Here is a 7,817-nt window from a genome sequence, read left to right on the forward strand (position 1 = left end):
GTGGTGGCCGCTTCGCGCGTCGAGCAGTTCTACGGCGCGCTCGGCGTCACGCGCTCGCCGTTGTTCCCGCAGATCGGCGCCGATGCGAGCGGCAGCCGAACCCGGGCGAGCGAGAAGACCATCAGCCCGGCACCCACCGTCAATCCTTACAACGCGGCCCAGGCCACGCTGCTGGCGAGTTGGGAGATCGATCTGTTCGGTCGCACGCGCCGGCTCACCGAAGCTGCGACCGCCGAGCTGGAGGCGAGCGAGTCCTTCCGCCGCGGCACCGTGCTGTCGGTGGTGGCCGCGGTCACGACGGGCTATGTGCGGCTGCGCGAGCAGGACCGCGAACTCGAAGTCGCGCGCAGCACGCTGGGCCTGCGCAAGGATTCGCTCGACCTGTTCTTGCGGCGCTTCAAGGGCGGCGTGGTGTCGGCGGTCGAAGTGAGCCAGGCCCGTTCGGAGTACGCCACCGCGTTGCGCGCGGTGCCGGTGCTGCTGCAGGCCATCTCCGAGCAGGAGAACGCGCTGTCGATCCTGATCGGGCGCGACCCGGGGCCGATCGCGCGCGGGCGCAGCATCGACGTGCTGGTGGCGCCGCCGGTGCCCGCGGGCCTGCCCTCCGAACTGCTCGACAGGCGCCCGGACATCCTGCAGGCCGAGCAGACGCTGGTGGCCGCCAACGCGCGCATCGGCGCGGCCAAGGCGGCCTACTTCCCGACCATTTCGCTGACCGGCGCGTTCGGGCAGGCGAGCCGGTCGCTGTCCGACCTGTGGAGCGGCCCGGCGCGGGTCTGGAGCTACGGTGCCGACATCAGCCTGCCGCTGTTCACGGCAGGCGCCATCGCGGGCCAGGTGGAACGCGCCGAGGCCGAGCAGCGCGCGGCGGTCGCCCAATACCGCAAGACCGTGCAAGCGGCCTTCAGCGAGACCGCGAACGCGCTCGCGGGCATCTCCAACTCGCGCGAGGGACTCGACGCGCAGCAGATCCAGGTCGGGGCGCTGGTCAACTACGCGCGGCTCTCGCGCAAGCGCTTCGAAGGCGGCTACACCAGCTACCTCGAAGTGATCGATGCCGAGCGCAGCCTGTTCAACGCGCAGGTGGATTTGGCGAAATCCCAGGGCGACGTGCTGCTGCAGGTGGCGGCGCTGTACAAGTCGCTCGGCGGCGGCTGGGTGGGCCTGGCGAACGAGGATGCGCCGYAGCCTGCGGTTCGTCTGGACGAGCGGCCGCCCCTTGTGCCTTGACGGCATCGTCGAGGACGCGCCTGCGCCCTCGACCCTTGTCATCGAAATCTGACAGCGACCGCCCGGGTCGCTGACTTGTGCGTCTTTCCACGGCTCCCTAGCATCGACCGCACCCCGGGGGGAGCGGCTGCCGTGGCGACCCTGCCCGGTCCACAAGAGCAATGAGGAGACCTGCATGAGTTCATGGAAACAGATCGCGGCCTGCGCGGCCGGTGCGATCGTGATGGCCGCGTGCGGCGGTGGTGGTGGGGGCGGCATCCCCTTCGTTCCGTCGTCCAGCGCGCCCCCGCCGACCAACCCATCGCCCTCCGCCGGGGTGCCGCCATCGACGCCGGTGCCGTCGAAGATCTCGCTGCAGGTGCTGTCCAGCAAGCCCGAATACGTGTCGGGCGGGGATGCCCGCATCGCCGTGTTCGCGCCGCAGGCGGAGCATGAGCAGGTCGAGCTGTGGCTCAACGGCGCGAAGATCGCCCCCACCCTCGCATCGAGCGCGGACCGTCTCGAAGGCCTGGTGGCCGGACTCGTGCTCGGCGCGAACACGCTCGAACTGCGCCACAGGACCCGCGGCAAGGTGGACACGCTCACGCTGACCAATCATCCGATCACCGGCCCGATGTTCGCAGGGCCGAAGCAGGAGCCCTTCGTCTGCACGGTGCTCACTGACCTCGGCAAGGAGCCGCTGGTCGACACCACCGATCCCAAGTACTACGCGGTCAAGGACAGCGGCGGCGCCACCATCGGCTACAGCCGCAACTGCTCGATCGCGTCCTATGTGCGCTACTACTACCTGCCCATCGGCGGCACCAGCCACAACAACTACAAGCCGATGCCGGCCGACGGCTCGCGCCCGGCCGACATTGCGAAGACCAAACTGACCGACGGGCGCGAGGTCGACTTCATCGTGCGCTGGGAGCGCGGCACCATCAACCGCTTCATCTACCAGTACGTGATGCTCGCGCCCTTCGGCGAAGACCCGACGCGGCCCGACCTGAGCCTGTGGAACAAGCGGCTGGTCTATCACTTCCAGGGCGGCGTCGGCTTCGGCCACTACCAGGGCGGACCGGACGCGCGAGCCGGCCTGGTCGAGGCGATCGGCAAGGGCTATGCCATGGCCTATTCGACCGGCAACCGCACCGGCGAGCACTACGACATGATCCTCGGCGGCGAGACCGCGCTGATGACCAAGGAAGGCTTCATCAAGCGCTACGGCGTGCCGCTCTACACGGTCGGCCTCGGCGCCTCGGGCGGCGGCATCCAGCAGTACCTGTATCCGCAGAACCATCCGGGACTGATCGATGCGGCGATCGCCCAGCAGCCCTACCCCGACATGGTCGGACAGATCCCGCACGTCGGCGACTGCGAGCTGCTCGAGTACTACATGGACGTCACCAATCGCGCCAACGACAAGTGGACCAGTTCCATCAAGAACCGCACCTGGCTGGTGGGATTGAATGCGGAGGAGGGCGTCCGCAATCCCTTCATCGATCTCCAGCCCGCCCTGCCGAACGTCAGGATGGCCACCGGTTCGACCGAATGCCGCAAAGCCTGGATGGGCCTGACGGCCGGCGCCATGAACCCGAAGTTCGATGCCGACGACATCATGGTCAAGGGCGCCGCGCGCATGGACATGGCGGCCTTCGGCCCCATTCCGTTCAGCCACTTCGACGACGTGCGCAACGTCTACGGCATCGGCGCCGACGGCTACCCGCGCTCCACCTGGGACAACGTCGGCGTGCAGTACGGCCTGCAGTCGATGAAGGACGGGAAGATCTCCGCGACCGAGTTCCTCGACCTCAACCTGAAGGTGGGCGGCTGGAAGCGGATGAGCGAGATGGTGGCCGAGGGCTTCCCGTACAACGGCACCGGCGATGCCGAGGTGCAGAAGGCCATCACCGTGCCTGGCTACTTCGACCCCTGGGGCGCCCGCAACATGAACGCATGGAACGCGGCCGCGCCGGACGTGCCGGCAGCGCGCACCCACGGCGACCTCGAAGCCATCAAGGCGCTGCAGCGCTCGGGCCTGGTCTTCACCGGACAGACCGACATCCCGACCATCGACTGGCACCCCTACCTCGAGCAGAAGCTCAACATGCACAACGTGCACCAGTCGTTCGCGATCCGCAAGCGCATCCGCGCGAAGATGGGCAGCTCCGACCACCAGGCGATCTGGTTCACCGAGACGCGCGGCGCGAGCACCGAGTTCGACCAGACGCCGATGTCCCTCGAGGTCATCGACGAGTGGATGACGAAGATCCGCGCCAATCCGACCCGCAGCGTGGCCGACAACCGGCCCGAGCGCGCGATGGACAGCTGCTTCGACGCGAGCGGCGTGCTGATGGCCAAGGGCGCCGAGGTCTGGGACGGGGTGCTCGACACCAAGGCCAAGGGCGTCTGCACCCAGGCCTTCCCGATGTACGGGACTTCGCGCATCGTGGCCGGCGGGCCGATCGAGGGCGGCATCTTCAAGTGCGCGCTGAAGTCGGTGGACACGGCGCTCGCCGATGGCACCTATGGCGCCTGGAAGCCCGCGTCGGCGGAGATCCAGAAGCTCAATGCCATCTTCCCCGAAGGGGTCTGCGACTACGCGAAGCCGGGGCAGGGCGCGCCCTGAGCCGCGCCGGAGGCGCCGGGGGGCTTCAGTCCGCCCGGCGCAGCGCCTCGATTCGCCCGGCAATACCGGTTTCCCGTGTCGGGCAGGTCCAGGTTTTTCATTCTTGGCTGGCCGTTGTCGTCAGGTAACGGCAACGTGCAGCCCGCCGCGTTGCGAGGCGGCAACGCCGGTCTTCCGGAGTGGGAGTCGATGCGGGGCAAGAGGGCCGATGGGCTCCGGCACCCGCATGAATGCTGGAATGTTGGTGGAGAGGATGAGGATCGAACTCACGACCTCCGCATTGCGAACGCGGCGCTCTCCCAGCTGAGCTACCCCCCCAACGCAATTCGAATTCTAACCAGAACCGGCCAGTTCTTGCACGCCGGCATGTCAAGATGCGCGCCTCGTCACCCACGGAGCAAGAGCAGATGGTTTCGTCCGATCCGTCCTGGCTGGACCGCATGTACAACAACCGCGCGCTGGTGCCGGACCATCCCGCGTACTTAGAGCGCTGGGCGGCGGAGTCCGCCGCGACCCGCGCCGCGCAGCCCTGCCATGTCGACCTGCGTTACGGCGACGGGCCCGGCGAGATGCTCGACGTCTTCCCGGCGCCAGTGCCCGACGCGCCCGTGCTGGTGTTCATCCACGGCGGCTACTGGCGCTCGCTCGACAAGAGCCAGCACTCCTTCATCGCGCGCGCCTTCAACGACCGCGGCGTCTGCGTGGTGCTGCCGAACTACGCGCTGTGCCCCGGCACGCCCGAGCAGCCGGTGGGCATCGACGACATTGCGCTGCAGATGGTGCGCGCGCTCGAATGGGTCTGGCGCCACGTCGCGGCCCACGGCGGCGACCCCTCGCGCATCACGGTTTCCGGCCATTCGGCGGGCGGCCACCTGGCGGCGATGCTGCTGGGTTGCGACTGGAAGGYCGTGGCGCCGGATCTACCCGCGGCGCTGGTGCGCAACGCGCTGTCGGTCTCGGGCGTGCACGACCTGCGGCCCTTGCAGCACGCGCCCTTCATCGCCGACGCGTTGCGCCTGACGGACGACGCGGCCCGGCGCCTGAGCCCGGCGCTGTGGCCGGCGCCGGCGCGCGGCCGGCTCTGGGCGATCGCCGGCGGCGACGAGAGCGAGGAATTCAAGCGCCAGAACACGCTGATCCGCGATGCCTGGGGCTCGCGCACCGTGCCGGTGTGCGAACTGATGCCGGGACGCAACCATTTCAGCATCGTCGATGCGCTGGCCGATCCGGCGCATCGGCTGCACCAGCTGGCGGCGCAGCTGCTCGAGGCCTGAGGCCGCGGCTTTACCTTTACATCAGCAGGTGCTCGCCGGCGTTGTCGCCGCCCAGCATGACGTAGTTGACCTTGCGGATGTCCATCAGCTTGCGGCCGCCCGCGTAGCTGATCGAGCTCTGGATGTCCTGCTCCATCTCGACCAGCGTGTCGGCCAGCTTGCCCTTGATCGGCTCGAGGATGCGCTTGCCCTCGACGTGCTTGTACTCGCCCTTGTTGAAGTCGCTGGCCGAGCCGTAGTATTCCTTGAAGAGGGCGCCGTCGACCTCCACCGTCTGGCCCGGCGATTCCTCGTGGCCCGCGAACAGCGAGCCGATCATCACCATCGAGGCGCCGAAGCGGATGCTCTTGGCGATGTCGCCGTGGTCGCGGATGCCGCCGTCGGCAATGATCGGCTTGGTCGCCACGCGCGCGCACCACTTGAGCGCCGACAGCTGCCAGCCGCCGGTGCCGAAACCGGTCTTGAGCTTGGTGATGCAGACCTTGCCCGGGCCGATGCCGACCTTGGTGGCGTCGGCGCCCCAGTTTTCCAGGTCGATCACGGCCTCGGGCGTGCCGACGTTGCCGGCGATCACGAAGCTCTTCGGCAGCTTCTTCTTGAGGTAGCCGATCATGTTCTTCACGCTGTCGGCATGGCCGTGCGCGATGTCGATCGTGATGTATTCGGGCTCCAGGCCGGCGGCGACCATCTGGTCGACGGTCTCGTAGTCGGGCTTCTTGACGCCGAGCGAGATCGACGCGAACACGCCCTGGGCGTGCATGTCCTTGACGAACTTCAGGTTGTCGAGGTCGAAGCGATGCATCACGTAGAAGTAGCCGTTCTTCGCCAGCCAGGTGCAGATGGTCTCGTCGACCACGGTCTTCATGTTGGCCGGCACCGTCGGGATGCGGAAGCTGCGGCCGCCCAGCGTGACGCTGGCGTCGCACTCGGAGCGGCTTTCCACCACGCATTTGCGCGGCAGCAAGAGGATGTTGTCGTAGTCGAAGATCTGCATAACCAAGCTCCTGGAAGGGTGAATTGAGCGCTTGGTCCGGCCGGTATTCGGGCGTTCTCGCGAAACGGAAAACGCGCACAAAAAACCGGGCGCAAGAAACTTGGGCCCGGTGACTGATTTTACACGCCCGTGCCGAAAAGGAGGCAACGGCCCTTCATATACCCCCCATACGCTGTGCTTTCTACAATCGACGGATGTTCACCGACCTCGCGCCCGCCGCAGATTCGCCGCTGCTCCAAAATCTCAACCCCGAGCAGCTCGCCGCCGTGACGCTTCCGGCCGGCAATGCGCTGATCCTGGCTGGCGCCGGTTCCGGCAAGACCCGGGTGCTGACCACCCGCATCGCCTGGCTGCTGCAGACCGGCCAGGTGTCGCCGGGCGGCATCCTGGCCGTCACCTTCACCAACAAAGCCGCCAAGGAAATGATGACGCGGCTGGGCGCGATGCTGCCGGTCAATGTGCGCGGCATGTGGATCGGCACCTTCCACGGCCTGTGCAACCGCTTCCTGCGTGCCCACTGGAAGCTCGCCAACCTGCCGTCCACCTTCCAGATCCTCGACACGCAGGACCAGCTCTCGGCCATTAAGCGCCTGATGAAGCAGTTCAACGTCGACGACGAGCGCTTCCCGGCCAAGCAGACGCAATGGTTCATCGCCGGTGCCAAGGAAGACGGCCTGCGCCCGCGCGACGTCGAGGTCCGCAGCGACGACGACCGCAAGAAGGTCGAGCTCTACCAGTTGTACGAAGAACAATGCCAGCGTGAGGGCGTGGTCGATTTCGGCGAGCTGATGCTGCGCAGCTACGAACTGCTGCGCGACAACGACCCGGTTCGCGCGCACTACCAGCGGCGCTTCCGCCACATCCTGATCGACGAGTTCCAGGACACCAACCGGCTGCAGTACGCCTGGATCAAGATGCTCGCGGGCACGACCACCGAAGGCAGCTTCGTGCCGGGCGACAACAGCGTGATCGCGGTCGGCGACGACGACCAGAGCATCTATGCCTTCCGCGGCGCGCGGGTGGGCAACATGGCCGACTTCGTGCGCGAGTTCGACGTCTCGCACCAGATCAAGCTCGAGCAGAACTACCGCAGCTTCAGCAACATCCTCGATTCGGCCAACGCGCTGATCAGCCACAACACCAAGCGGCTCGGCAAGAGCCTGCGCACCGACCAGGGTCCCGGCGAGCCGGTGCGCGTCTACGAGTCGACCAGCGACTTCGCCGAGGCGCAGTGGATGGTCGAGGAGATGCGCCAGCTGGTGCGCGACGGCATCGACCGCAAGGAGATGGCCGTGCTCTACCGCAGCAACGCGCAGAGCCGGGTGATCGAGACCGCGTTGTTCAACGCCTCGGTGCCGTACCGCGTGTATGGCGGCCTGCGCTTCTTCGAGCGGGCCGAAATCAAGCATGCCCTGGCCTACCTGCGGCTGCTCGAGAACAAGGACGACGACACCAGCTTCCTGCGGATCGTCAATTTTCCGCCGCGCGGCATCGGCGCGCGCAGCATCGAGCAGTTGCAGGACGCGGCCCGTGCGGCCGGCCGCTCGATGCACGACGCCGTGAACGCGGTCGGCGGCAAGGCCGGCGCCAACCTGTCGGCCTTCGTCGCGAAGATCGACGTGCTGCGCGAGCAGACCGAGGGGCAGTCGCTGCGCCAGATCATCGAACTGGTGCTTGACCACAGCGGCCTGATCGAGCACTTCAAGGC

At 67.3% G+C, this 7,817-nt stretch carries 5 protein-coding genes and 1 tRNA gene; 4 read left to right on the forward strand and 2 right to left on the reverse strand.

Features of this window, described 5'->3' with window-relative positions; translation table 11 throughout:
* The coding region (locus AC1D2K_RS24870) for an efflux transporter outer membrane subunit (protein WP_478091770.1) at nt 1–1,230 on the forward strand (1,230 nt) is incomplete at its 5' end.
* A 175-nt stretch (nt 1,231–1,405) separates the two neighbouring features.
* Entirely contained in the window at nt 1,406–3,841 is a 2,436-nt protein-coding gene (locus tag AC1D2K_RS24875) for a DUF6351 family protein (RefSeq protein WP_478091772.1), read from the forward strand.
* A gap of 242 nt (nt 3,842–4,083) precedes the next feature.
* Here AC1D2K_RS24875 and AC1D2K_RS24880 read toward each other — a convergent pair.
* A tRNA-Ala gene (locus tag AC1D2K_RS24880) sits at nt 4,084–4,159 on the reverse strand.
* An 89-nt stretch (nt 4,160–4,248) separates the two neighbouring features.
* Between AC1D2K_RS24880 and AC1D2K_RS24885 the strand changes: the two genes are divergently transcribed.
* Entirely contained in the window at nt 4,249–5,115 is an 867-nt protein-coding gene (locus AC1D2K_RS24885; protein ID WP_478091773.1) for an alpha/beta hydrolase, read from the forward strand.
* 16 nt (nt 5,116–5,131) lie between these two features.
* Here the strand turns inward: AC1D2K_RS24885 and AC1D2K_RS24890 are convergent, their stop codons facing one another.
* On the reverse strand, nt 5,132–6,109 hold the full coding sequence (locus AC1D2K_RS24890; RefSeq protein WP_478091775.1) for a GMP reductase: 978 nt from the start codon (nt 6,107–6,109) through the stop codon (nt 5,132–5,134).
* 194 nt (nt 6,110–6,303) lie between these two features.
* Between AC1D2K_RS24890 and AC1D2K_RS24895 the strand changes: the two genes are divergently transcribed.
* A partial coding sequence (locus AC1D2K_RS24895; RefSeq protein WP_478091777.1) for a UvrD-helicase domain-containing protein occupies nt 6,304–7,817 on the forward strand: 1,514 nt, incomplete at its 3' end.

The organism is Variovorax sp. P1_H12_2, from assembly GCF_056405335.1.